General features: G+C 42.4%; 19 protein-coding genes. 3 read left to right on the forward strand and 16 right to left on the reverse strand.

Annotation, left to right across the window (positions count from 1 at the left end; translation table 11 throughout):
- Window positions 1–7: 7 nt before the first annotated feature.
- The 14 genes from NEE14_RS10240 to NEE14_RS10305 form a co-directional block, all read right to left on the reverse strand.
- The gene (locus NEE14_RS10240; RefSeq protein WP_251967603.1) at window positions 8–736 is read right to left on the reverse strand and encodes a cell division protein FtsQ/DivIB; all 729 of its coding nucleotides are present in this window, start codon (window positions 734–736) and stop codon (window positions 8–10) included.
- Entirely contained in the window at window positions 733–2115 is a 1383-nt protein-coding gene (gene murC, locus NEE14_RS10245) for a UDP-N-acetylmuramate--L-alanine ligase (RefSeq protein WP_251967604.1), read from the reverse strand. Before murC ends, NEE14_RS10240 begins: the two co-directional genes overlap by 4 nt.
- Window positions 2116–2145: 30 nt before the next feature.
- The gene (gene murG / locus NEE14_RS10250) at window positions 2146–3255 is read right to left on the reverse strand and encodes an undecaprenyldiphospho-muramoylpentapeptide beta-N-acetylglucosaminyltransferase (RefSeq protein WP_251967605.1); all 1110 of its coding nucleotides are present in this window, start codon (window positions 3253–3255) and stop codon (window positions 2146–2148) included.
- A gap of 19 nt (window positions 3256–3274) precedes the next feature.
- Window positions 3275–4567 (reverse strand): FtsW/RodA/SpoVE family cell cycle protein, encoded by a 1293-nt coding sequence (locus tag NEE14_RS10255; protein ID WP_251967606.1) that lies wholly within the window; start codon window positions 4565–4567, stop codon window positions 3275–3277.
- Window positions 4568–4591: 24 nt separating this feature from the next.
- Window positions 4592–5929, reverse strand: a complete 1338-nt coding sequence (gene murD / locus NEE14_RS10260; RefSeq protein ID WP_251967607.1) for a UDP-N-acetylmuramoyl-L-alanine--D-glutamate ligase — start codon at window positions 5927–5929, stop codon at window positions 4592–4594.
- A gap of 2 nt (window positions 5930–5931) precedes the next feature.
- On the reverse strand, window positions 5932–7191 hold the full coding sequence (gene mraY, locus NEE14_RS10265) for a phospho-N-acetylmuramoyl-pentapeptide-transferase (RefSeq protein WP_251967608.1): 1260 nt from the start codon (window positions 7189–7191) through the stop codon (window positions 5932–5934).
- A gap of 6 nt (window positions 7192–7197) precedes the next feature.
- Window positions 7198–8658: a UDP-N-acetylmuramoyl-L-alanyl-D-glutamate--2,6-diaminopimelate ligase gene (locus NEE14_RS10270; protein WP_251967609.1), complete on the reverse strand. Its 1461-nt coding sequence runs from the start codon at window positions 8656–8658 to the stop codon at window positions 7198–7200.
- A gap of 2 nt (window positions 8659–8660) precedes the next feature.
- Window positions 8661–10829 carry a penicillin-binding protein gene (locus tag NEE14_RS10275; RefSeq protein ID WP_251967610.1) on the reverse strand — a complete coding sequence of 723 codons (2169 nt, stop codon included), beginning with the start codon at window positions 10827–10829 and terminating at the stop codon, window positions 8661–8663.
- A 1-nt stretch (window position 10830) separates the two neighbouring features.
- Entirely contained in the window at window positions 10831–11193 is a 363-nt protein-coding gene (locus NEE14_RS10280) for an FtsL-like putative cell division protein (protein WP_251967611.1), read from the reverse strand.
- 10 nt (window positions 11194–11203) lie between these two features.
- Window positions 11204–12121: a 16S rRNA (cytosine(1402)-N(4))-methyltransferase RsmH gene (gene rsmH / locus NEE14_RS10285; protein ID WP_251967612.1), complete on the reverse strand. Its 918-nt coding sequence runs from the start codon at window positions 12119–12121 to the stop codon at window positions 11204–11206.
- Window positions 12122–12351: 230 nt separating this feature from the next.
- Window positions 12352–13104: a biotin--[acetyl-CoA-carboxylase] ligase gene (locus tag NEE14_RS10290; protein WP_251967617.1), complete on the reverse strand. Its 753-nt coding sequence runs from the start codon at window positions 13102–13104 to the stop codon at window positions 12352–12354.
- A gap of 221 nt (window positions 13105–13325) precedes the next feature.
- Window positions 13326–15026 (reverse strand): RagB/SusD family nutrient uptake outer membrane protein, encoded by a 1701-nt coding sequence (locus tag NEE14_RS10295; protein WP_251967613.1) that lies wholly within the window; start codon window positions 15024–15026, stop codon window positions 13326–13328.
- Between the two features lie 20 nt (window positions 15027–15046).
- Complete coding sequence (locus tag NEE14_RS10300; RefSeq protein WP_317259012.1) at window positions 15047–17437, reverse strand: SusC/RagA family TonB-linked outer membrane protein; 2391 nt, start codon at window positions 17435–17437, stop codon at window positions 15047–15049.
- Window positions 17438–17458: 21 nt separating this feature from the next.
- Window positions 17459–18265 (reverse strand): carboxypeptidase-like regulatory domain-containing protein, encoded by an 807-nt coding sequence (locus tag NEE14_RS10305; RefSeq protein ID WP_317259013.1) that lies wholly within the window; start codon window positions 18263–18265, stop codon window positions 17459–17461.
- An 88-nt stretch (window positions 18266–18353) separates the two neighbouring features.
- On the opposite strand from NEE14_RS10305, the gene NEE14_RS10310 reads away from it, so the two are divergent.
- Window positions 18354–19334: an IS982-like element IS1187 family transposase gene (locus NEE14_RS10310; protein ID WP_032536584.1), complete on the forward strand. Its 981-nt coding sequence runs from the start codon at window positions 18354–18356 to the stop codon at window positions 19332–19334.
- 503 nt (window positions 19335–19837) lie between these two features.
- Here NEE14_RS10310 and NEE14_RS10315 read toward each other — a convergent pair.
- Together NEE14_RS10315 and NEE14_RS10320 are read right to left on the reverse strand one after the other, a co-directional pair.
- Window positions 19838–20593: an exodeoxyribonuclease III gene (locus tag NEE14_RS10315; RefSeq protein WP_251967933.1), complete on the reverse strand. Its 756-nt coding sequence runs from the start codon at window positions 20591–20593 to the stop codon at window positions 19838–19840.
- A gap of 21 nt (window positions 20594–20614) precedes the next feature.
- Complete coding sequence (locus tag NEE14_RS10320; RefSeq protein ID WP_251967932.1) at window positions 20615–23254, reverse strand: glycoside hydrolase family 2 protein; 2640 nt, start codon at window positions 23252–23254, stop codon at window positions 20615–20617.
- An 85-nt stretch (window positions 23255–23339) separates the two neighbouring features.
- Here NEE14_RS10320 and dgt point away from each other — a divergent pair, with 85 nt between their 5' ends.
- Together dgt and NEE14_RS10330 are read left to right on the forward strand one after the other, a co-directional pair.
- Window positions 23340–24665 carry a dGTP triphosphohydrolase gene (gene dgt / locus NEE14_RS10325; protein WP_251967931.1) on the forward strand — a complete coding sequence of 442 codons (1326 nt, stop codon included), beginning with the start codon at window positions 23340–23342 and terminating at the stop codon, window positions 24663–24665.
- A gap of 247 nt (window positions 24666–24912) precedes the next feature.
- Window positions 24913–26418, forward strand: coding sequence for a sensor histidine kinase (locus tag NEE14_RS10330; RefSeq protein WP_251967930.1), 1506 nt, complete (start codon window positions 24913–24915; stop codon window positions 26416–26418).
- The last annotated feature ends 2 nt before the right edge of the window (window positions 26419–26420 follow it).

A 26420-nucleotide genomic window follows, 5' to 3' on the forward strand; every position in this document is an offset into this window, starting at 1 on the left:
ATATCTATTATCTTTTAATACAAACAATCTGGTTTTTATACTTCAAGTTTATCTCACTATATTTATCCCAACCAACTTTTGGAATAGCCTGTTCATAAAAGAGCCGCAAATTTTCCAACTTTGTCAGATAATCATCAAATGATCCCAAAATAACTTTGTGATTACCTACACGTGGAATCAACTCTACATTATTATCAGCATCTACATAAATTTGCCCTATCCAGTCATTCCAGAAATCATCTTCCTGTAAAAAGAGAGCGAACTTATATAAATCTCCCAAAGCAAGTTTCTCATCTATTTGTCCGCTTGCTACCAGAACATGGGCTACATAATGCCGGCTCAGAGGCATTACACTGCCCAAATTATCTACATAATAGTTGCCAGCCGGACTATTAATCCGCAAGATAGGCATTTTCTGTTCAATCTCCAACTTAATTATCCGAGAAGGTGTCTTATAGGCCTCAACTTTTGAGATCATATTATTACTCAACAACTTTTCTTCAATTTTCTCGGTATTAATTTCGCTCATAGGAGTCTTTACCGGATATAATTTTGCCTGTTTTAGCAAATAAACCAAATCACCTTCTGTCACAAAATGCTTTTCCAAACTATCCCGCAGAACGATCTCCAGACCTTCACACAATCCATCTTCTTTAAAATCCCGAAAAATGAAGGCTACGACCAGCACATAGCAGGACAACAATGCGGCTAATATGATAGATAAAACTCGAATCACCGTTTCTCCAATATTTGTTTTACAGGCTCAACCAACCGATCTATATTTCCGGCTCCGAGCATAAGTACAACTTGAAAATCTGCTGCTTCTTTTTTCACCAAATCCAACAGTTCTTCTTTCTTAATCATTCGCTTCTTCTTCAGAGTTACCTGATCAAAGATAAGCTGTGACGTTACTCCAGGAATAGGTTCTTCTCGAGCCGGATAAATATCCAATAATATCAACTCATCTAATAAAGAAAGACTGGCAGCAAAATCAGCAGCGAAGTCCCTCGTACGCGTATATAAATGTGGCTGAAATATACCGGTTATCTTTTTATCCGGATACAGCTCTTTCACCGACTGGATACTTGCTTTCAGTTCAGCCGGATGGTGTGCATAATCATCCAATAAAACGATATCATTCCTCTTCAAATGAAAGTCAAAACGTCTGACCGGACCAGCAAAAGAAGCCATTCCTCTTTTGATTTCTTCATCAGTGACACCATTTAATTGGGCAAGAGCCATTGCTGCAACTCCGTTTTCTATATTAACCTTAACCGGAACTCCTAATTTTACATCTTCAATACAGCCCGTAGGAGTCACAAAGTCAAATACAATATCACCATTACCTATACGAATATTCCGGGCAAAGAAATCAGCCTCTTCTGTAGCTGAATATGTATAAAGCTTAGCGCCTTTGGGCAAACGTGGCTGAAGCTGTAAACCTTTTTTCATAACTAAACAGCCGTCTGGACGAATCAAAGAGGTAAAATGTTCAAAGCTTTCCCGATAGGCTTCCGGTGTTCCATAAATATCCAAATGATCAGGATCAACGGCTGTAATTACTGCCATGTAAGGATTTAACCAATGAAATGAACGATCAAATTCATCCGCCTCAATCACCGCCAAATCACTTTTATCCGAAAGCATTAAATTGCTGTTATAATTCTTCAGAATCCCCCCAAGAAAAGCATTACAATCCACATGCGACTGTTTCAGTAAATGAGCCAACATGGACGAAGTGGTTGTCTTACCATGCGTACCCGCTACACACAAACCTCTTTCTGATCTCGTAATTTCACCTAAAACTTGAGCTCGCTTCATCAAGGTAAAACCATTTTCTCTGAAATAGTTCAATTCTGCATGTGTTTCAGGAATTGCCGGGGTATAAACTACCAATGTAGAATCAACCTGTTTACAGTCCGCAGGAATCAACGCTACATCACCCATATAATGTATACGAATACCCTCATTAATCAATGCTGCAGTTAAATCAGAAGGAGTCTTGTCATAACCCGCAACATGTTTGCCTTTCGCCTCAAAATAACGGGCCAAAGCACTCATTCCGATTCCTCCAACACCTACGAAATAAACAGATGTAATCTTTTGCATCTCCATAATTCAATCCTCTATACTAACGATTCAAAATTACGATTTTCTTTCTATTATTTTCATAATTTCATCGACAATTTGTTCTGCGCTATGAAAATGGGCCATTTTCCCAATCTGCTGTGATAAAGAAGATAGTCTATCGTCGTCATGGATCAACGATAAGGCCGTATCCACTAATTTTTGCGGAGCATCTTTGTCTGTAACCATCACGGCCGCCCGATTATTAACTAAAGCCAGAGCATTCTTTGTCTGATGATCTTCCGCTACGTTAGGAGAAGGAACCAATACAACCGGTTTCTTCAATATACATAATTCTGAAATAGAACTGGCCCCAGCTCTTGATATAACCAAATCTGCCGCAGCATAAGCAAAATCCATACGTGAAATAAAATCGGAGCACCAAACCGGTATTCCCCTATAAGCCTTCAAATGTCTAATTGCTTCTTCATGATAGTAACGCCCAGTCTGCCATATCAGCTGTACATCAGATGCAAAGAATTTATCCAAATCACCTTGGATGCTCTGATTAATAGTACGAGCGCCCAAACTTCCACCTACAACTAAAACCGTCTTCTTCTCCGGCGAAAGGCCAAAGAAATTCAAAGCTTCTTCTCTTTTTCCCCGAGCTTCCTCCAAATCCTGACGAACAGGATTTCCGGTCACAACAATCTTTTCAGCTGGAAAAAATTTATCCATGCCTTCATAAGCAACACAAATTCGGTCCGCTTTCTTCGCTAATAATTTATTGGTAACTCCAGCATAAGAATTCTGTTCCTGAATCAATGTTGGAATACCTAAAGATGAAGCCATCCAAAGCGTAGGTCCACTGGCATATCCGCCAACCCCAACAGCAATGTCCGGTTGAAAATCCCGAATTGTATTCTTTGCCAAGGATAAACTTCTCAACAGGCAACGAACTACTTTTATGTTGTTTAGCAAATGAGATCGATCAAATCCTTTTACAGGTAAGCCAACAATCTCGTATCCGGCTGCAGGAACTTTATCCATCTCCATCCGATCTTCTGCTCCCACAAAAAGGATCTGTACGCCCGGAATTCTTTTCTTTAACGTGTTAGCAATAGATATAGCAGGAAAGATATGACCTCCCGTACCACCACCACTGATGATTACTTTATATTGTTTCATGATTATATTTTTGTTGCGTTCATTCTGAAAGCTGTTCTTTTTTCCCCGAGTCGACATCCGGAACCCAATTATCTATTTCTTCCTTCGAAACTCCAGGCAATGTCGTTTCAGAAGTTTCCTGTTTTTCCTCCGGAAGTTGATCCTCCTCATTACCGATGTTTGCGCCAAAACGGCTAACACTTAATATAATACCAATATAGACACAGCTGATAACCGTAGAAGTTCCTCCTCGACTAATTAATGGTAAAGGTTGACCTGTCACCGGAAAGACTCCAACTGCCACCGCCATATTCACTAATGCTTGAGTAACAATAAGCAGGCCACAGCCCAGCACCAGGAATTTAGGGAACAAAGTATGACATCTTCGGGCTATCATCGCTACACGGATCAATAAGGCCAAGTAAAGAAACAAAACGAAAAAGCCCCCAACTAGGCCCATCTCTTCAATGATAATAGCATAAATAAAGTCAGAATACGCCTGTGGCAAAAAGTCACGCTGCTGCCCGTGTCCAGGCTTTTTCCCTAATAAACCTCCTTGGGCAATAGCTATTTTTGCATGATCCTCCTGATAATGCTCATCGTCCAAAGTCAATACCTTACCTTCTTTCGTATCCAAACGATCATCAGAAGAAGAAAACCGTTCAATACGTGCTTTCCACGTATGAAAACGATTCGGCATGTAATTCATAATCGAATCTGGAGTCACAAATAAGACTGTCAACAACAGGACCAAAGCTGCCACACAAACACCCAGCAATTTAAATATCCGTAGAACCTTAATTTGCCCGATAAACATCATCATCACCATAATCGTAAAAAGAAGTATTGCTGTTGATCCATTATTGAAGAAAATGAATCCACAAGCCAAACCTATTCCGATCAGGATATATTTAAACATCTGAGCATCTGTCAGCTTATCTCGCTTACTTAATACTAAAGCCATATAACAGACAGCAGACAATTTAGCCACCTCAGAAGGTTGAAACCGTATTCCTAAAATTTCCAACCACCGAGGCTCTCCATTAATTTCAACACCGACAAAGGGAGTTATAGCCAATAAAAAAATGGCAATTGGAAGGAAAAGGCCAAAACCGATAAAGACTTTATAAGGAAGATTGTGTAATATCAATACTCCGGCAAAACCCATCAGCAGAAAAGAAGCATGGCGAATAATCGGCATCCAATAGTTCGCATTTCTATAGGCAATCGTACTGGTTGCACTAAACACCTCTATCACCGAGATCAAACACAGGAACATGAATATCACCCAAATGACACGGTCTCCTTTAAATAATCTACTCGCCAAATCCATAATCAGCTCCTTTCAAATCAAATCTTATAAATTACGAACACAGGCCTTAAACTGATCCCCCCGATCTTCATAACAAGTAAACAAATCGAAGCTTGCACAACATGGAGAGAGTAGTACCGTATCACCTTTCTGAGCCAAACGATAAGCTTTATTCACGGCTTCTTCCATTGAACCAGCATCTTCTATCTGATTAATCTTACCATCAAAGAATGTGTGCAACTTCCGGTTATCAACCCCCAAGAAAATTAAAGCCCGCACTTTTTCTTTTACCAAAGCTTCTATTTCCGTATAGTCGTTCCCTTTATCAGTACCACCTAAGATCAGAACGACCGGAGTCTTCATCGACTGCAAGGCATACCAACAAGAATTGACGTTTGTCGCTTTTGAATCATTGATATAATCCACACCACGCACACGGGCAACTTTTTCTAAACGATGTTCAACACCTGCAAAGTTCTTCAAAGAAGCACGGATCTTATCATCATGAATATCCATGATCTTCGCAGCGATAGTTGCAGCTAATGAATTATACAAATTATGCTTACCTGTCAACGCTAATAAATCTTGTTCCATTGTAAAAGTTCCGTTTTCTGATTCTACAATAATTTGGTTGTTTTCCACATACCCCTTTGTGCCTTCTTCATGCGTTTCAGCAAAAGGGTAAAGAGTAGCTTTCGGATTATGCTTCTTGATTTCTCTAGCAATAATCGGGTCGTCATTCCAAAAGATGAAAGCATCTTTTTCCGTCTGATTCTGTATTATACGGAACTTTGCATTAACATAATTCTGCATTTCATAGTTATAACGATCCAAATGATCAGGAGTTATATTTAGCAGAATAGCAATATCGGCCTTAAAATTATACATATTATCCAACTGGAAACTGCTTAACTCTATCACATATACTGGATGAGGATTTTCTGCGACCTGCAGAGCCAGGCTGTTGCCTACATTCCCAGCCAGGCCGGCATCCACACCGGCTTCTGTCAATAAATGATGAGTCAACAACGTTGTCGTTGTTTTTCCATTACTGCCAGTAATACATATCATCTTCGCATCTGTATAACGACCTGCAAATTCAATTTCCGAAATAATCGGTGTTTCCTGCGCCTTCAGTTTCTGAATAATAGGAGCCTTATCCGGGATTCCCGGGCTCTTGATCACTTCATCGGCATTCAAGATGTCAGACTCCGTATGATGTCCTTCTTCCCAGCAAATGGCATGGGCATCCAGCAGCTCCTTATATTTGGGCTTGATACCAGAAAGATCTGATACAAAAACGTCAAAACCTTCCTTTTTTGCCAAGACAGCAGCACCTGCGCCACTTTCTCCAGCTCCCAATACAACAATTCTCTTACTCATCTTTATCTCATCTTTAACGTAACAATCGTAATAACGGCCAAAATAATGCCGATTAACCAAAAGCGAACTACAATCTTCGACTCCGGCACTTTATTCAAAGGCTTTTGTATTAATGCCTGAATACCAGCATTACCTGCTTTCTGAAAATGATGGTGTAAAGGCGCCATCTTAAAGATTCGTCGTCCTTCTCCATACTTTTTCTTCGTATATTTAAAATAGAAAGTCTGCATGATGACAGACAAACTTTCCACCAAAAAGATTCCACATAAAATGGGGATTAACAATTCTTTCCGGATAATAATAGCAAACACCGCTATAATACCACCCAATGTCAAACTTCCCGTATCACCCATAAATACCTGAGCAGGATATGCATTATACCACAAGAACCCAATGGTCGCCCCAATAAAGGCGGAAGCAAATACAGTCAGTTCTTCTGCCCCAGGAATAAACATGATATTCAGGAATGAGGCAAACTGGAAATGCGACGACATATAAGCCAAAATACCTAAGGCTACTCCTATAATAGCAGATGTACCCGCCGCCAATCCGTCTAATCCGTCTGTCAAATTAGCACCATTAGAAACAGCCGTCACTACAAAGATTACCATAGCGACAAACACAATCCAAGCAGCTTCCTGTTTATATTTACCGGCCCAATCGACCAACATCGCATAATCGAAATTATTGTTCTTAACAAACGGAATGGTCGTCTTGGTAGATTTCTTTTCTAATGTATGAAATTTTACTGTTTCAATCACATTATCATGACGGACTTCCATATTTTCTTTGATGACCACATCCGGACTCAAGAACAATACCAGACCAACTATCAATCCCAAACCAACCTGCCCAACGATTTTGAACCGTCCATGCATTCCTTCTTTATTCTTCCGAAATACCTTAATATAGTCGTCGGCAAAACCTAATGCTCCTAACCAAAGAGTAGTAACCAGCATGAGTAATACATAAATATTACTTAACCGGGCACATAATAAGGTAGGAATCAATATTGCAATAATAATGATAATTCCTCCCATAGTAGGCGTACCTTTCTTACTATACTCTCCTTCAAGTCCTAAGTTTCGGATCGTCTCTCCGATCTGTAAATATTGCAACCGATCAATAATTTTCCGACCTATAGCCGTTGATATAAACAAAGACAATATCAACGCCAATCCGGAACGAAACGACACATACTTAAACATGCCCGCTCCCGGAAAATCCAACTGATCCAAATAATTAAACAAATAATACAACATGTCCTTTTATGCTTGTTGATTAGCAAACAAGTTTCTTACTATTTCCCGATCATCAAAATGATGCTTCACACCTTTCACTTCCTGATAATCTTCGTGACCTTTACCAGCTATCAAGATTACATCACCTTTCTGAGCCAGTTTCACTGCCGCTTTAATTGCCTGTTCACGATCCGTGATACACAGAGTCTTCTCCATATCAGCCGAAGTTAATCCTGCCACCATGTCTTGTATGATTGCATCTGGTTCTTCAAAACGAGGATTGTCGGAAGTAAGGATAACCTGATCACTCAAACGAACGGCTTCTCTTGCCATCATCGGACGTTTTCCCTTATCCCGATTTCCTCCACATCCGACTACGGTAATTACTCTTCCATTACCATCCAGCACTTCATGAATACCATTCAATACATTTGTCAAAGCATCCGGTGTATGAGCATAATCGACAATCGCCGTGTATCCTTTAGGCGAACGGATGGTCTCAAATCTACCAGAGACAGAATGCAAAGTACTCAACACCACCAAAACCTCTTCCGGAGTTTTTCCCAATGTGATTGCGGCACCATAAACAGCTAGCAGGTTATAAGCATTAAAACGCCCTACAAAATGTACTGAGACTTCTCGATTATTAATCAGCAATTCAGTTCCATCAAAATGAGACTCCAATATTTTTCCCTTAAAATCAGCCAATGTACGCAACGAATAAGTCAGTTTTTTAGCTGCAGTATTCTGCAACATCACCATTCCCGACTTATCATCCAGATTGGTCAAGGCAAAAGCCGTTGCTGGCAGATCATCAAAGAATTTTTTCTTCGCCTTCAAATAATTCTCTACGGTCTTATGATAATCTAAATGATCACGCGTCAGATTCGTAAAAATACCACCATTAAAAGAAAGACCGCTGATACGCTTCTGATCTATCGAGTGGGAACTAACTTCCATAAAAGCATACTCACAACCGGCTTCAACCATCCGTGCTATTAACGCATGAAGCGTTATCGGATCGGGAGTTGTATGTTCGGTCGGGATTGCTTCGCCATCTACATAATTACAAACTGTAGAAATTAAACCGGCCTTATGTCCCAATTTCCGAAACATCTGATATAATAAGGTAGCGATGGTCGTTTTTCCATTCGTGCCAGTAACACCCACCAGAACCAATTTGTCTGACGGATTACCATACCAGGCAGAAAGTAACTTACCAAGCGCTTCGGCAGAATCTTTTACCACCACGAATATACATTTATCATTCAAGCCTTGCGGTATTTCTTCACAGACAACAGCAACAGCCCCTTTCTCCAACGCTCCGGCAATATAGGTATGACCATCCACTGCCGTTCCCCGAACAGCGACAAATAGGAAGCCCGGTTCTATCCGACGGGAATCGGACTGAATTCCTGTAATTTCCGCTTGCGGATTTCCTGTTACTACAGGAGCATCCAATACTTGAATCAGTTTTTGTAATTCCATAGTCACTTCAATGTTAATAATATAGTTTGTCCTTTTGAAACACGACGTCCCGGAGGAATACTCTGAGCTGTCACACGACCGGCACCTGATACTGTAACCCGTAAACCTGCGGATTCCAATAAAAAGACAGCATCTTTCGCATCCATACCATAAACGGCCGGAACCAAACCGTTCCGAATCGTAACGTCTTCCAATACAATCCGGTTCCGTTCTTTGTCTCTTGTTGCCTTCACCCAGTCAGTTTCTGCACTGTCACTTACGAAAGCTATATCCAATTCATCCAGCACATTCTCAACAGCCCGTTTTTCTCCACCCTTAACTATTGGCAAAAAGACAGCTGTTGAATCGGGTTTCATCTCATCAATTGAAATAGAGATATGGCTCGAATAAATCTTCTCGGCAATAGCCTTTACAACACCACCAGACATGGTTCCACCGGAAGGATACCCGATTCTTGGTTGACGAATCACGACTATACAGCTATACATCGGATCTTCAGCAGGAAAATAGCCGGCAAAAGCGACCTGATGTCCGGCCTGTCGGTATACGCCGCCCGAAGCAATCTGAGCCGTTCCTGTCTTTCCCGCTATCTGAATAATATCCGAATGCACGGCTTTTCCTGTACCCTGCTCAACTACCCCTACCAACATTTTCTGAATAATATGCAACGTATTCTCTGAACAAATTGAAGGGATTATAACACGCGGTGAGAATTTCTGCACAGTTTTTCCCCGATGCATAATTTCCTTGACGAAATAAGGTCGCATCATCGTTCCATTATTGGCAATTGCATTGTAAAATGCCAAAGTCGAAATCGGAGGAATTTGCGTCTCATACCCAAATGACATCCAAGGCAAAGTTGTCTTTGACCAATAATGATTCTTATCATCCGGCCGGCGAATCTTCGCCCGTCCTGCTCCAGGTATATCAATTTGCAAATCAGCATTCATACCAATACGATACAAGCCTTCTACGAATTTTGTCGGATTGTTTTCATATCCCTTCAGAATTGTCTTGGCCACACCGATATTCGATGAGTACCAGATAGCCTGTTCAACCGAGATCTTATGATATCCACCTTTATTCGCATTATGATCCGTCATACGGGATCCTTTATACATATATATACCATTTCCCGTATCAACGGTATCACCCGGTTGACAAACGCCGTCTTCCAAAGCGACCATGATAGACGCAACCTTGAATGTCGAACCTGGTTCCGTTTCATCAGCTACTGCATGATTCACCGTTTCTCCATACACGCCTTCCCGGATACGTCCCATATTGGTAATGGCCTTTATCTCTCCGGTCTTTACTTCCATAACGACCGCTGTTCCTGAAGCCGCATCAATCTTCTTCAGCATATCAAGTAAAGATTTCTCCGTGATATCTTGGATATCTATATCAATGGTTGAACGAATATCCATTCCCTCTTCCGGATCCTGTTCAATCACGTTTGTCCAACGGCCACCTATACGACGAACCGAGCTAACGCCAGGCTTTCCCCGCAATAATGAATCATATTGCAACTCCAGTCCGTTCTTTCCTTTCGTAACTCCAGAGGTATCTATCTCTCCGTAAACATCACCAATAGTACGGGCTGCCAAGGTTCCGAATGGTCGTTGCCTGTCAACCATCTCCTTTGTATAGAAACCACTCTTAAAGCGATTCAAACGTAAGAACGAGAACTTCTTCATTTCCTTCAAGTCAGAATAAGAAACTTTCCCTACGTGCACCGGATATTGGCGACTCTTCGACTTCAAACCCCGTAACAAATGACTTTTATAACCAGCAGGACTACGGTCTTTAAACTTACGAGACAAATAAATTGACAGCGAATCCAAACCATTCCGCTTAGAATATAAAAAGGTATCCAGCAAAAAGCCATCAGCTTTAAAATCCAGATATGTATAATAACGAGGCACACTTGTAGCCATCAGCTTCCCATCATACGAATAGATATTACCACGACTCGGTAAAACAGTCCTGTCGGGCATAATCTGTGTTTTCGCTAAAGCAAGCCAACGGTCTTTTTCCACAAAGGCTGTATTTAAAGCCTTTGCTACGATAAAGACAGCTAAAACAGCCAAGAAAAACACCACCACCAAATAAGAAAAGAAGATGCTGCCGTCCTTGACCTTTTTATCTTCTATGTTAGTATCATCAGCCATGTTATTTCTTCAATTCATACGGAGGAGTTGTGGCTCCTTCCAAATCTATACCCTGTTCTTCTATCAGCATTTCTATCTGTGACTGACGGCTGTTACCGGTCAGTTCAGACGAGATGGAAAGCGCTTCAAACCGGACATCCCTCAACTCTTGCTGTAAACGGTCTATTTCTCTTAACTTCTGCAAACAAGTATATCGGTTACCGATAAAGAAAAATATCAGAATTACTACCAACACAATCATACGTGTATGCCGAGTGAAGAAATCTTCCTTCAGAAAACCTCCACCCAATACATAAAGAAAAGAAAAATGTTTTTTCTTCTTCTCCTGGTTATTCGTAGTTTTATTGTCTGCTTCCATACTCATAATCTCATTTTTATTTTCGCTCTGCGATACGCAGTTTGGCACTCCTTGATCGTGGATTCCGTTCTATCTCATCCGACGATGGAACAATTACTTTATTATTCACCAGGCGGAAAGGAGACTGCACATTTCCAAAGAAGTCTTGTTCAGCTTTACCCTCAAAGTTACCACTCTTCAGGAAGTTCTTAACCAGACGATCTTCCAAAGAATGATAGGTAATCACAACCAACCGCCCACCAGGTTTCAATACTTTCAGTGTAGCCATCAGCATTTCACGCAAAGCACGCATTTCATCATTTACTTCTATACGCAAAGCCTGAAATACCTGAGCAAGGAATTTCTTTTCCTTATCACGGCTAATAAAAGGCTTGACAACCTCAAGCAGATCTTCTATCGTAGCAAAAGGCTTGGCATCACGGGCACTGACAACCATCGACGCTAATTTCCGGGCCACTTTTACCTCCCCATACAAATAGAACACATCAGCCAAAGCTTCTTCTGTATAAGTATTCAATACATCTGCCGCAGTTTTCCCGGCGCGTGTATTCATGCGCATATCCAGTAAGCCATCGAAACGGAATGAAAAGCCACGTTCTTTATCATCAAAATGATGAGAAGAAACGCCCAGGTCTGCCAACAAGGCATCAACCTTACCTATCTCCTGATGATAACGCATAAAGTTATACAGATACCGGAAATTACTTCGTACAAACGTAAAATGCGGATCATCCGGGATGTTCTTCTCGGCATCTGCATCCTGATCAAAGCCATACAGACGTCCGTTATCTCCCAGGCGGCGCAGAATTTCACGAGAGTGTCCTCCGCCTCCAAAGGTAACGTCTACATAGACGCCATCCGGACGAATAGCCATGCCTTCCAGACTTTCCTGCAACAGCACCGGCACATGATAAACCATCTTCTGCTCCTCCATTTCGGTTCCTTTTCTATGTTAAAACTTTACTTCTCGAAATCGGCGTACCTGTTTGATTTGTAAACATCTGCCGATTTCAGATTGTAAAATTACATATTTACTTATTTACCTTCCAAATAAAGAACAAAAAAGTTATCAACAGGTCATCACGGCCTGTTCGTATATAACGATTCCATCAGTGTCTCTGTAGTAGTTTTTCTTAGAAAGCGTTTTATTTCCACTCGAAATATTCAAGCAGAAAGAATAAATTTCACTTCCTTAAACTCATACCGGCGACGGCTACCGTCTTTCAGTCTCAACAGCAGATGCCCGGTTGGCTCTATTCCGTCAAACGCCGCCTCAAAACGACCATTAGCGTCTTCATATACAAAGAATCCGTCTTTACGATACAGAGACTTCAGATATTTGTCCTGCAACTCTTCTTCTCGTCCTTCCAGTATTAACAAATAATTGGCATAAAAGATGTCCAGAAATTCCTTCATCAGCTTTTCCCGGTCTACTTCATGGCCCAGAATCTGATATAACGATACCGGATTCGGCGCATCACCCCGAAATTCCGGCTGGTTGAGATTAATACCAATACCTGATACAGAAGCGTACAGATTCTGCCCTGCCAGATCATTTTCGATCAGCATCCCGCATATTTTCCGGTCTTTCCAATATACATCATTTGGCCATTTGACCGTAATATCCGAAGTATACCTGTCCAATAATTCTTTCACACTATAAGCTGAAAGTTCCGAGATCAAAAACTGACGGTTCGCGGGTAAAAAGGTTGGATACAATACGATACTAAACGTCAGGTTCTTTCCGGCTTCTGATTCCCACACATTCCCGATCTGTCCCCGACCGGCTGTTTGGAAGTCAGCCCACACACAAGAGCCTTCGGGCACTTCTTCCCGGGCCAATAAGTCATGCATGTATGTATTCGTCGAACTTGTTTCTGAGATATGGATCAATTTAGGCAAATTTTCTTCATTCATCTGATTCATGAGGATTGTTTCTTTTCCTGCAAACTTACGCAAAAAATGAAATGTTTGTATGCAATCAGACTTTATTAATAAAGCGCATAAGTTCTTCCTGCTCCAAATGGCAAAGGAGCACACTTTCACAAGCATGCTCCTCCCATCTTTTTTATTCAACCACTCTTTTTTATGGTTGTCTCGTGTATTTATGAATGAAAAGGTTAATTCATAAAATACATTTACCATTTATATTCCGGCGAATCGCCCTGCGGACGAACCGGAGTAGGATTGTTTGTACAGGCTGTATTATAGTTCGTTTCAGTCTGGATGATACAAAGATCCATCCAGTCAGGATGAATATTTCCCGTATTGGTCGTATATAAATCCTTATTCCAACGCATACCTAATGGATGATTAGTTCCCGGATAACTGCGGATAACCGCTTTATCCAACCGCTTAATATCAAAGGTCGCAAAGCCTTCGCCCCACAGTTCCACACGGCGCTGCCACCATACTTCATTCTGGAATGAAGTCGCGTAGCTGCTTCCATAAGTTTCATCTTTATGCTGCCCGTAAACAAACTGAGGATCACGCGTCTTGGCAAAGTCCGTTAATAAGGCAATACCCCGACCTTCGTTCTGCATACCGGCCGCTTCTGCTTCTATCAACTTCATTTCTTCCACCCGCATCATCGGTACAGCTACCACATAAGCCTGATACTGATTATCATGAACACCGCCTTTCGGACGGAACTTGACACACAGTCCGCCCACCGCTTTTGAGCCAGTAGAACTTGCTGTTGTCAATAATCCTTTGGGTTCATCAGAATAAGCCGACAAAGCTTCTATCGCCTTCTCCTGGTCATTGTCCTTATAACCATCAATCGCAAAATCGACAAAACTGTTCTTCCGGAAATCTGTAGCAGGGATCGTCTCATACAAATGTTTGTCAATCCGTTTGGGAGTTCCATAGTTGGCAGCATAACCGCAGCCCGTACTTGAAATCTCCAGAATCATCTGCGAGCCCCAGCTGCTGTCACCATCATTTGCCAGCACATTCTCATCAGTATCTTTATAGATTAAACCAAACATCCATGATCCATTAGGCGTATTGAAGCCTGTACTCCGGTCGGTGAACTGTCTCTCATCCATTACAGAATAACCAGCCTGCGCCAACTTAGCATACTCTTCAGCCTTCGCCCAGTCTTCCATCGTCAGATATGCCCGGGCTTTCAGGCCATAAACAACCGACAAATCAGGTGTATAAACATCCGAACGCCGATAATCCTGCAATCTTTCTTCCGCCTTATCCAAATCCGACAGTATTTGTGCCCACATCACTTCATTGGTTGCCCGCGGATTCTTGGCTAAGGCTTCCAAGCCGGTTGTTTCCAATACCAGAGGAACCGTTTCCGCCATTTTATCCATTGCATAAGACTTCTGTGCAAACATCCGAGCGATATCCATATAAAACATAGCACGCATCGCATACGCTATACCCGAACCGACCATCCGTTCACCGTCCGGATTTTCACCGGCCATGGAGATCACAATATTACAACTCTTGATCCAGCCATAATAATAAGTCCAGGGATATTGCGAAACAGCATACTGTGGACCAAGGCCTACGCCACAAGCATACCAAGTTGTATACCATTCGTTTCCCTTGTCTTCCAAAGCAATATCCTGTCCCATCACATCCCGCATCAGGAAAAATGACGGATACCCGAAGTCATAAGGATGCTGTTTGCTTTTACTGTATGTAAATGATCCTGCCAGCGAATTTGTAATTGCCGACACAAAATTCACAAAAGCACCGGGAGCATTGTTCGCCTGATCGATAGTCACATTCGAAGTTTGAGGATCTATTTCCTTGATACAGCCACTCAACAGGACTAAACCGGCAGCAGCCCATGTCAATATTTTTACTTTACTTTTCATATTCATTTTAACTTTTGGATTTAGAATGACAATTGAAGTCCGCCCATGACTGTCCGGACTGGTGAATATACATCCACAGAGGCATTTTCTGAATAAGAATAACGAGGATCTAAACCCCGGCGAGCAGACCAGAAACAAAGGTTTTCGCCCGAAGCATAAACGCGCAATCTACTGATTCCTAATGCTGACAACCAATTCTTAGGCAACGTATATCCAACCGTAAACGACTGGAAGTTCAGATAACTGGCACTTGTCAGCCAACGGGTAGAAGCTGCTGCCGTATACTGATCGCCAAACTGCATTCGAGGAATGGCATTATTCGGTTTTGCTTCTGTCCAGGCTTTCAAGGCATCCACATGAATGGCACTACCGGCTCCACCGGCATCCGAGATATTCGACATCAGGCCTGCATATTGATTATCATAGATCTTTCCTCCCAACTGATAATCGAATGTCAATGAGACATCAAATCCATACAAAGAAAGAGACGTTCCGAAACCTCCATATAAATCGGGGAGCAAACTTCCCTGCTCATATTTTGTAGCTTTATTGAAATTTGTAGTCGTCGCATCCCGGTTCTTTCCCGGACGATTCGTCACTCCTTCACCCAATTTGCTATCCACATAATAAAGGGCTTCTCCCTTCTCATTCACACCGGCATATTCAGCCCGGAATGCATTGTAGATCGATCCGCCTTCTTTATACCAAATACCACCATCGATAAATCCACCAAGCTCTGTTGTTTTGGATTTCGGCAATTTCAGAATCTTATCTTTATTATGTGCCAGGTTCACCTGAATACTCCAATCCACATTCTTCGTGCGGATCAGATTTCCTTGCAAACTCAATTCAACACCCGAGTTCCGAATGTCTCCGATATTCCCATAATAGCCTCGTGAACCGGCTGATTCAGGAACAGAAAGCCAGAACAGCAAGTCGGTTGTTTTCTTATAATAATAATCGAGAGTACCGGTCAAGCGACTGTTAAACAAGTCGAACTCCACACCCACATTGGTATTGGTAGTTGTTTCCCACGTGATATCCGGATTACCAATCCGCCAAAAGGAAGCAGACATAGAAGATCCAGAAGACGGTGCCAGCGTATACATATCTGTATAAGCAAAGTCTTGAATATTGTCATTACCCTGCTGACCAACCGACAACTTTACTTTCAACTGATTGACCCAATCGGCCCGGAAGAAATCTTCTTTATTGATCAGCCAGGCTCCGCCCACTGACCAGAAATTACCCCAACGATTCTGTTTCGCAAAACGGGAAGATGCGTCCCGACGATAAGATGCCGAAGCAAAATACTTATCATCATAACTATATTGGGCATTCGCAAAATAGCCTTCTACATTGTATTCCGTCGTATATGAATTGGAACTGACCGGTTTTGCTGCACCATTGATTTCCGGTATTTCCGGAGAGAACAAACCTTGCGCATAGGCATACAGATATGTCGTTTTCGTATCATAATACTCATGACCGATCATGACATTAACATGATGTTTACCAAACTCATCAAAATAAGTCAATGTCTGCACATGATTCTGACGGATGGTATTGGTCTGTGCCTTATCAATCTGCCCATTCACAGAGACTTTCGGACCATAAAGCGACGTCTGAAGCCAGGATTCACCCGTATTTCCCCAATCGATTGTACTCGTTGCATTCGCTTTCAGGAAATCGGTCAGGTTCACATCCAGCGTAAATGTGCCATTCAGTTTGTTTCCTTTCGAAACCGTTTCGTTATAGCGGTTCGCTCCCAAGGGATTACCTGTAGGCGAAAAGGCCCGCTGCGCTCCCGGATAGTTGGTTGTTGCTACGCCATAATCATATTGCGGATTTCCATGTTCATCGGTACGGATTACCGGATTCCCTTTCTGATCCAACACTCGAACATAGATCGGATAGATAGGAGCAATACGGGAAGTATAATACATCAGGTTGGTACTGTTGAACGACGTATTCAGATTCGGGTTCGATTCAGTAGTCGAATTGACATATCCTACATTAGCTCCGATCTTCAGCCATTTCTTGGCTTGATAATCGGCTTTGAAACGGGCCGAAAAGCGCTTGAAGCCTGAGAATTCAATGATACCATCCTCGTTCAGATATCCGGCACTCGCATAAAACGAGCCTTTATCATTCGCTCCGTTTATACTCACGGTATATTCCTGCCGAAGAGCTGTTCGATAAGCCGCATCCCGCCAGTTGTCATTAATCATATAATAGGTTTCCCCGTTGGCTTCGTAGGCACGGCCTAAGGTAGCATTCGGATTTAAACGACCGTCGGTTCCAATCAGTTGCTGTCCGTTTGGAACAGTATAGATATTATAACCCAGATGATTCAGCATCAAGGTATTGGCATTGACGTTGGCCGTTGCCGCATCCTGTCCCTGAGCCATATAATAGCGGTTGTACTGAGATTATACCGTTTCATAATACTTGCCCGGATCATCAATCGTCTCATAATCCTGAATGGCACGGCTGTTGGCTCCCCATTTTACATCCACATTTACCTGAGCTTTCTTATTGGCTCCACTCTTTGTCGTTACCAGTATGACACCGGCAGCTCCACGGGCTCCATACAAAGCCGCCGAAGCCGCATCTTTCAATACGGTAACCGACTCAATATCTTCTTGCGGGATGTTGCTTAATGAAGCACTGTAAGGTGCTCCGTCAACAATAATCAGCGGATCCGTATTCGCATACAAAGAAGCAATACCTCGAATCTTAATATTTCCCTGACTAGCTCCGGGAGCACCAGAACCTCCGCGAAGTTGCAGACCGGGTGTCGATCCGACTAAAGCGTTTGCCACATTGGTTGCCACATGCTTCGACAGAGCTTCGGCATTCACCACCGATGCAGAACCGGTAAAAGCCGACTTCTTCTGCGTTCCGAAAGCGACAACCATCACTTCATCCAGCAACTCGGTGTCTGATTTCAGGACAATTTTTATGATTCCATTCTTGATGGAAACCTCTTGCCCCTCCATTCCGACATAAGAGACTTGCAATACTTTAGCTGAATTTGGTAAGTTTGATATGGTAAACTTACCGTCCATGTCCGTCACCGTACCTTGTGTAGTACCTTTTACCAATACTGAGGCTCCAATAATTGGTTCACCTGATTCTTCGGAGATAACAATACCCGAAACAGACTGGTTTTGTGCCCATGCAGATCCTATACTCAAGACAATGCATGTCAATGGCATGAGTAACCTTTCTTTCATATCCATTCTCTCTCTAATTAGTTAACACTTATACTCTTGTTATTTTTATATCTTAACCCGTTGGCGGAATTAATTTAAGTTGATAAATATGAGTAAAAAGTTGTACATGTCGCTGATTTTTAGTAACTTAGTGGTGATTAAAACATTAAGTTCAAACCATCGTATGTACAACCTTTATGCAAAATTCGTCAAAATACTTGAGATATGCAAGCAATTCTCTGAAAATCTCGTCAATGATTCGGGTAATGTTCCACGTCGTGGTCCTGTTCCCAAGTTTTCGGATTTGGAAGTGGTGGCGCTATCCCTGACGGCAGAGACCGAGAGCATTGATAGTGAGAAGTGGTTGTTCGACTATAAATTGCAAGAATACAAGGACAGCATTCCCAATCTCATATCAAGGAGACAGTTCAATGACCGCAGGAAGAAAACGTCAGGCCTGTGTGAGGAACTGCGCAAGCGGATTGCCATGGAAATGGATGGCGGAGAGGAACAATTCTTTGTTGACTCCAAGCCGATAGAGGTCTGTAGGGTTGCAAGAGGAAAACGTTGCAAGATGGGGCGTGCCGGCAATTTCTCGCAAGCTCCCGACTTCGGCTTCTGTGCTTCGCAGAACACGTATTATTTTGGTTATAAGTTACACGCTCTCTGTGGGTTAAGTGGAGTTATCCATTCCTATGATCTGTCAAAGGCAAGTGTGGCTGACCTCCATTATATGAAGGATGTAAAACATACTTATCACGACTGTAGCATCTATGGTGACAAAGGGTATATTGGAGCTGACGTACAGCTTGACTTGTTCGAAACCGCACACATAAGACTGGAGTGTCCGTATCGGCTCAACCAAAAGGATTGGAAACCGACATTCATTCCGTTTGCAAAGGCAAGAAAGAGGATTGAGACAATATTCTCACAACTTACAGACCAGTTCTTGGTCATCAGGAACTACGCGAAAATAACGAATGGTTTGTTTGCCAGAATCATTGGCAAAATTAGTGCACTTACCATTCTGCAATACGTAAACTTCATTAACGACAAGCCCATTGGCAGAATTAAGTATGCACTAAATTAATTCCGCCAACAGGTATCTTACTATATATCCACTCCCAACGATAAAAACAGAGTATGCTTTTTGCAAACATATATATTTTTGAATTAAAAACAATAACAATGCGAATATTTTTTAAAATAAAATATTCCTGCCAATATTAAAAAATCATTCAAAAGAAGCGGTTAAAGTTCTGTAATACTCTATTATACATATAATTATAGGAAGATTAAGATAAAAAATATCCTCTTCTGTGAAAAGATATATTTCCAATTTGCCTTCATCAGACAATCTGATTTATAATTGTTTTAATAACACGTAATATATCAAAGCTAATATTTATATAAATTAAATTCCTTATTTCTATATCTGAACGAAGGCACATTTTTATCGTTCCACAGCTGTGGAACGATCGTATCACCTATGTGGAACGATCGTCTCACAAGGGTGGAATGATCGTTCCACCTAGGTGAAACGATAAAAAAATAAAAGGAAAGACGAATCTTTCCTTTTATATATAGCCGTATTTACAAAGCTAAAGTAACTTCTACCGGGCAATGATCGGAACCGAAGATTTCAGTATGGATTTCAGCGCCGGTCAGTTGTGGTTTTAATCGCTCGGACACTAAGAAATAATCAATACGCCAGCCCGCATTCTTCTCACGGGCTTTGAACCGGTAAGACCACCAAGAGTAAATACCTTCGCGGTCGGGATAGAAATAACGGAACGTATCAATAAAACCGGCATCCAGCAATGTCTGGAACTTTTCCCTTTCCTGATCGGTAAAGCCGGCATTCATGCGGTTCGTCTTCGGGTTCTTCAAATCGATTTCCCGGTGGGCTACATTCAAATCACCGCAGACGATCACCGGCTTGTGGGCATCCAGTCTTTTCAGATAAGCCCGAAACTCGTCTTCCCATGTCATCCGATAATCCAATCGCTTTAATCCATCTTGCGAATTAGGCGTATAGACGGTTATTAAATAAAAGTTCTCCATTTCCAACGTGATGACACGACCTTCCTGATCGTGCTCTTCCAAGCCCAGTCCATACGTTACCTGAAGCGGCTGATGGCGGGTAAAGATAGCGGTTCCGGAATACCCTTTCTTCTGGGCATAATTCCAAAACGACTGATAGCCGTCGAACGATAAGTCCAGCTGGCCTTCCTGCATCTTGGTTTCCTGCAGGCAAAAGAAATCTGCATCCAGCGATTTGAAGGCATCGCGGAAACCTTTGTCGCAACACGCCCGGATTCCATTGACGTTCCAAGAGATAAATTTCATATATTCTTATTTAATTGATGATTACTTATTAAATCCTTCCACAACGACCTCGATCTTACTTTCGGGCAATTCAGACTGAAAGCTGAATGTTACCGTCTGCTGGTCGCCCGGCATCAAAGTAATGTAATTATCCGAGTAGTGTACCGGAAGGATGCGTTTACCCGTTTGTTTATCGAATACTTTGATCCGATTGAAGAAACTGATATGAGCATCTCCTGTAAAAACAGTTTTCCCTGTATACATGTTGCCGTCTTTCGTGAAAGTTGTCTTTATATCAGGTGATGACTTCGGCAGTTCGTGCAGCGTCCGGTAATCTTTTGGCGTGGTTGTCAGCCAGTAAATGTTGCGGGTCAGTTCTGTTTCCAGTCCGTTCCATAAAGAAAGTTTCAGGAAATAAACACCGCTTACTTCTGATGGAACCGGAACGGCAAAGATATCTTTTACCTGACTCGCTTCGGCATTTGCCTGAGCAGACTGTTCCCATAGTCTTTTTCCTTCGCGGTTGAAGATTTCAGCCTTTACAGTCAGATTGCTTACGGCTTCTACCGTAGTATTTAACAGTTGCACCTGCTTAGTCACCAAATTATAGAAAGGATGAAGCGGTTCGCATCCTTTCTTCGTGCCGTACAACGAAGCATTTACATCAAGATACCAGTCGTACATTTGTCCGCGTAAGGCTGTCCACGGGTTCTGTGTCTTCCAGATCAGGATTCCCGTGTACCAATCCCACATATGCGAAGCCCAACCTTCCATGAAACTGCGGTACTGGTCATAGTTGACCAACTGGGAATATCGGCAATAGTCTTCAATCGTCTGTAATTCTCCGTATCGTTCGAGATGATCTCCATAACCTAAGTCTTTATGATAAATCCAGTTGGGATTACGAGTCCGACTCTTTCTGGGAAAGGCTTTCAAAGCATCTTCCGGCATGAATGCCCGGAAGCTTTCTACTTCCGGCGAACCGACAGAACCGGCTTCGGGATTAAACGGATGCGAATGGAAGGTAAAGAACCATTCCGGTTCCTGAATACCGTAAGGACCGTCGCCATTATCCCCTAAATAATTACGGGTAAATACGGAATCGGTAGAGCAACTGGTAAAATAACGGTTAGGATCGAGCCGGGGTAACATATCGTTCTTCAAAGTTTCGTCGATATCTTTTGCCAAAGGCCATTCGTTGGCACCGCACCAAAGGCAAAGACTCGGATGATTACGGATCATCTTAATCTGGTCTTCTGCCATTTGCAAGAATAAGGCATGATTATCTGGATATTCCCAGCGACGTTCGCGGGAATCGAGCTTTGTCAAGTCTTCCCAGGCGCCGTTACAGTCGCCGCTTCCCCATAAATCCTGGAAGACTAAGATACCATATTTATCACATGCCTGGTAGAACTCTGGGCGTTCGAGCAAGGCACCGCCCCAGACACGGATCATACGTAAGTTCATTTCAGCATGGAAGCGGACTTCATGGTCGTATCGCTCGGGAGAAAGCCGGAGCAACCAGTCGGAATCAATATAATTTCCGCCCGTGATATAAATCCGTTGTCCGTTGACGTAAAATTCACGTCCGCCATTCTGTTCATTCTTTCGGGTCTGGATTTCCCGGATACCGAAACGAACCGACTGCTGGTCGCTGACTTGTTGCGAAGCCTGTTCAATAAAGGAGAAATGAATCTTTTCCAAAGGCTGCTGTCCGATACCATTCGGCCACCATAGCTTAGGATTACGGATCGTTTCTTTGGGGAAAGAAACAAGCTTCTTTTCGCCCGGTTCCAAAGAGACCGGAACCCGAAGCTCCTTTCCATTATAAGCAGCAACCGCCGTTCCTTTTTGGACCTGATCAGATACATTCTCCAATTCGACAGAGGTTTCCAGATAAGCAGGTTCTTGTTTGCTTGCACTTGGAACCCGGACACCGGGCACTTTTGTTACCACATACGGATGCTGCACCCGGACATCTTTGGTAACAGCAATGGAAACTTCATCCCAAATACCCGTATTGCGGTCGCGTACCGGCTGAATCCAATCCCAGCCCGGCGTATATTGCATGGTACAATTGCGGGCAATCTGTCCGTCTCCACCTTGTCCTCCATTCGGGTTGCCGACATGATCGGGAGGAAAGACCAAAACAGCCAGGACATTAGATTCCGTCCCTTTCAGGTAAGGAGTAATGTCATACGACTTCCGCAGGAACATACCTTCGTGCGTAGTGGCATTTACCCGCTTGCCGTTCAGGTAAATTTCAGCTTTATAATTAATGCCACGGAAATTCAGCCACGCGTGTTGCCCGGGCTGTAAAGTATCCATGGTAAACGGGCATACAAACCAATAGGTATAAAAGTCCCGTCCGACCTGGTAAATATCTGGAATCAACTGATTATTCAGTCCGAATTCGGGAGCCGGATAGATCTTGTTCTCGAGTAAAGTGGTTAAAACTGTTCCGGGAACCTTGGCTTTCATCCACCCGGTTGATTCAAAAGGTTTGGCAGTAAGGCGATTTCCGTCTTCTCCTATTTCACGGACATTCCGCGCATACCAGCCTTCGTGCAAACAAATTTTACTTCCGGCATCAGGCCGTTGCACCGCTATCGGAGTTTGGGAAAAAGCCGGCAGACAATAAAGTAAAGCCAGCAGCCAACATACATACTTTCGTGTTTTCATCTGGATATTCATTTATATTCTGGAGTAAAGATAGACATTCTTGCCAAAATTCCGTATATTTGAACTCAATTATAACTATGAAGGTATGAACTGGACACAACTACTTTCCGGAAAACGCTTTGGACTGGAAGAATACCATGAGCGAAAACATGAGCGAACCGATTTTCAGCGAGATTATGACCGGCTGATTTTCTCTTCACCTTTCCGCCGTTTGCAGAATAAAACGCAGGTATTCCCTTTGCCGGGAAGTATCTTTGTGCACAACCGACTGACTCATAGTTTGGAGGTCTCGTGTGTTGGCCGTTCGTTGGGTAATAATATCGCAAAGGCATTGATACAGAAATATCCGGGAGGAAGTGTGAATTTTCCGGAGATCGGTTCTATCGTTTCGGCAGCCTGCCTGGCGCATGACATGGGAAATCCACCTTTCGGTCATTCCGGAGAACGGGCTATTACAGCTTATTTTCTCGAAGGGAACGGAATGAAATGGGAAGAGAAAGTACGCGAAGAAGGAGGACGATGGGAAGATTTCCTGCATTTTGAAGGCAACGCCAATGCGATCCGTCTACTGACGCATCAGTTTATTGGGAGGCGTAAAGGCGGTTTTGCCATGACATACAGTACACTGGCCTCTATTGTCAAATATCCTTATGCTTCAACCGAAGCCGGCAGAAAAGGAAAGTTCGGCTTTTTCCAGTCGGAAGAAGCATCTTACCGGCGCATTGCGACGGAACTGGGTATTGAACCTGATCCGGAGAATCCGAGGAAGTTTGCCCGTTATCCGTTAGTCTATCTCGTTGAAGCGGCCGATGACATCTGTTATCAGATCATGGATATAGAAGACGCCTGCAAATTACATATACTGACGGCCGACGAAGCGATTCAGCTCCTGCTAAACTTCTTTGAAGGAGAACGCCTGGAACATATCCAGCGAATCATGAAAATGGTAGATGATACGAATGAACAGATAGCTTATTTGCGCTCATGCATCATCGGTCTGTTAGTCGACGAATGCAGCCGGATCTTTTTGGAACATGAAGATGATTTCCTGAACGGGACATTTCCTAATTCCCTGATTGAGCATATATCAGGAAAGGCAAAGCTGGCCTATGAAGCCTGTTCCGCTACAGCCTACAAGAAAATATACAGTTCAAAGGAAGTATTGGATGTGGAACTGGCCGGTTATCATATATTCAGCCATCTGATCGATAGCTTTACAGAAGCCGTAATGAATCCGAATCATGCCTATAGCAAGTTACTGTTACAGCGAGTTCCTGAACAGTATGATGTAAAGGCTCCGGGAACTTATGGAAAAATACAGTGCGTATTAGATTATATTTCCGGCATGACAGATGTATATGCCCTTGATTTATACCGGAAAATAACGGGAATGAGCCTGCCTGCCGTATAAAAATGACTAAAGAGACAGATTCTTGCTGATTTTCAGAACAGAAGGAAGGAATAAACTGTTATATAGAATGGATGAAGGTTTGATAACGAAAATATACGGTTTGCATGGATTTTAAAGATATAATTAGCAAAATGAGAATAGACAAAGTATTATTAACATTTTAAGCGCTCTGTTTTTACTTTTTTTGTGTAAATATTTATCCAAAAGACGCGTTATTTGTCGTTAGATATTAGAAAGGAAAAATAAGATGAAGAAATCAACAATTTGGTTACTTGCAGTCGTGATGGCGTTTGCTTTTGCAGGATTGTTGTATTTGCAAATTAGCTATGTTGATATCATCCTGAAAACACGGAGCGAGCAGTTTGACGAAACAGTCAAGCAATGCTTGCATCAAGTCTCAAAGAATCTGGAATTAGATGAGACGCGTCGTTATTTGGAAGACGACATTAACCGCGATCAGAACAGTTTCTTATATCAGAATGTCATTATTACTGACTCAGACGGAGGCGTACAGCAGATTGAATTACAAAGTTTCAGCAGTCAGAAGTTTCAACCCCGTTCTTCGTTGAGTAATCAACAGACTAATTCGATCGTCAATACATCACGCGATTTACAGAAAACGCTGAAGCAGCGTTATCAGTATCAAGGAGGATTGATCGATGAAGTGATTTACAACATCTTATATACAGCAAATCTGAGACCGATTCAGGAACGAGTTGATTTCAAGAAGCTGAACAGTTATTTAAAGAATGAATTTATCAACAGTGGATTAAACCTTCCCTTTGTTTTTTCAGTCATAAACAAAGATGGAAACGAAGTGTATCGGAGTGGAAAGATTGATGGCGAGCCGCTCGCTTCTGATATTATTACGCAAGTGTTGTTCCCCAATGATCCTCCATCCAAGCAGAATTATCTGAAGGTTTATTTTCCGACAAAAGGAGATTACATCTCCAACTCAATTACGTTTATTGTACCGTCGGTTATTTTCTCGATGATTCTGTTGATTACATTCATCTTTACCATTTACATTGTATTCCGCCAGAAGCGTCTGTCGGAAATGAAGAATGATTTCATCAACAATATGACACATGAGCTGAAGACACCGGTTTCTACCATTTCGCTGGCGGCTCAGATGTTGAAGGATTCAGATATCACGAAGAGTCCGGAAGTATTCAAGCATATTTCTGGTGTGATTAACGATGAAACCAAACGCTTGGGATTCTTGGTTGAAAAGGTATTGCAGATGTCGTTGTTTGAACGTCAGAAAGCAACCTTAAAGTTAAAGGAGCTGGATGCCAATGATCTGATCGTATCAGTAGCCAATACCTTTGCCCTGAAAGTAGAAAAGTATGGCGGGACACTGGATCTGGATCTAGAAGCGTTGGATTCGACAATCTATGTGGATGAAATGCATATTACGAATGTGTTGTTTAATTTGATGGATAATGCAGTTAAGTACCGTCGCCAGGACGTTCCGCTTGCCTTGGTAGTTCGAACCTGGAATGAAAACGGTAAACTGCATATCTCGGTAGAAGATAACGGTATCGGAATCAAGAAAGAATACTTGAAGAAAGTATTCGACCGTTTCTTCCGAGTACCGACAGGCAACAAACATGATGTAAAAGGCTTTGGCTTAGGACTGGCTTATGTGAGGAAAATTATTGAGGATCACAAAGGCTCTATCCGGGCAGAACAAGGCAATAACAATATAGGGACAAAATTTATTATTACTTTACCTCTTATAAAAAGTTAGTT

Origin of the sequence: Parabacteroides sp. AD58 (assembly GCF_023744375.2) — a bacterium.
Taxonomy (GTDB): domain Bacteria; phylum Bacteroidota; class Bacteroidia; order Bacteroidales; family Tannerellaceae; genus Parabacteroides; species Parabacteroides absconsus.